Consider the following 1,673-nt stretch of genomic DNA (forward strand, 5'->3'; position numbering starts at 1 on the left):
CCTTTCATTTGTGCTCTATAACTAAGATCAAGATCTTCAACTAATGTTGCAGTATGCCAACCTCCCGCATCCTCAATACAACTACGTTTCCAGATTCCAGCAGTGCCATTAAAATTCATGAAGAGATGAGAATTGCTTTTTGCTTTTTGTTCAATAAGAAAATGAAAATCAAGACTAAGTGCTTGTGCTTGAGTAATTGCAGAGTAGTTTTCATTTACATGCCCCCAACGACATTGAACAAGACCAATGTTTGGCTTTGAAAAATGAGGGATTGCTCTTTTTAGAAACCATGTAGGCGGAATAAAATCAGCATCAAAAATTGCAACAAGTTCAGTGTTGGTAGTTTGCATGGCATGTTTTAATGCACCAGCCTTGTACCCTTTTCTTGTACCACGTCGGACATGTTCAATTTGGAATCCTTGTTTTTGATAGTCATCAACAACATTTCCGAGTAATTCAACTGTATCATCATCAGAATCATCGCAGACCATTATTCGCATCTTGTCTTTAGGATAATCCATGTTGCAAACTGCATCTACAAGTCTCTTGGCAACATACTTTTCATTGTATATTGGTAGTTGAATTGTAATTGATGGGGTTCCCCAATCAGTTTGGACAAGAGTGTTTTTCCGTCTAGAAAGAAATGCAAGATAGTAAAAATTGCAAGTGTATGCAGTAATTACAATAGCTGATAAAATAAACAGATCAAATACTAACTGAGTGAAAGGGTTGATTGCCATATCCCTAATTCCATAGAACCGCTAATCGCTATTTATACTTGCAATTGATTACCAATTATTTTTGCTCAAAGATCTTGATTGCCTGAGGAGGACATACACCTTCACATGCAAGACAGAAAATACAATCTGGCTCTTTTGACATTAATGGTTTCTTGTCAGAGGCAGGATTTCCAGGAGTGTCAAACCACTCATAAACACCAACAGGACATGCTTCTATGCATCCACCATCTGCAATACAAATATCATAATCTACGGATACAAATTCGCCCCAGACACCCATGATGCCATTACTTGTGCCCTTTCTACCCCAAGTTTTGATTGTATGTTCTGGTGCTTCATATGGAGAAGATTGTTTCATTTTTGATTTGTAGTCCACATCAATTGGACCAGGCTTTGCACCATCTGGGATTTCAATTTCTGCATCATCCTCTTCTAGATCATCGTCCTTTGCTTCAACAGGTTTTGGTTTTGCGCCAAGAACAATTTTTGCAAGGGGAGTTAGTTCTTCAAGTTTTTGAATTGCAGCAACTTCAGAAATTTTTTCGGTCTTTGCCAAATATGAAACCATCTTGTCAGCCAAGATAGTGTTACGTAAAATAGTATCTATAACCATTTTTGCAAAATGATCTGCTTTCTTTCTGTAATCTTTGACCCAGTTAGGATCACCGAATTTCTCTATTGGAAAAATTTGATAAATAATGTCCACTACTTCACCAGTAACAATTTCCACTGTAACTGACAAATCAACTTCTTCGTAACCTTTTGCATCTGGATCATCCATGTTATGCTCTGTCCATCTGTATGTTGCAAAAATTCTATCAGCATACATATCCATTTCAAATGCTTTTTTGAGACCATCATGAACGGATTTTATTTCAAGAGGATCTTCAAGTTTAATTGGTAATCTGTACAATCCAAGTTTGAAACCATGTA

Annotated in this window: 2 protein-coding genes; both read right to left on the bottom strand. The window is 36.9% G+C overall.

Going from position 1 to position 1,673, the window contains the following annotated elements:
• Positions 1-740, bottom strand: a 740-nt coding sequence (locus tag BD31_RS08350) for a glycosyltransferase (RefSeq protein WP_008301148.1), incomplete at its 3' end; no start/stop codon positions are given.
• 55 nt (positions 741-795) lie between these two features.
• Positions 796-1,673 (bottom strand): 4Fe-4S dicluster domain-containing protein (locus BD31_RS08355; RefSeq protein WP_008301146.1); only part of this gene is annotated, 878 nt, incomplete at its 5' end.

This window comes from Candidatus Nitrosopumilus salarius BD31 (genome assembly GCF_000242875.2).
Taxonomy (GTDB): domain Archaea; phylum Thermoproteota; class Nitrososphaeria; order Nitrososphaerales; family Nitrosopumilaceae; genus Nitrosopumilus; species Nitrosopumilus salarius.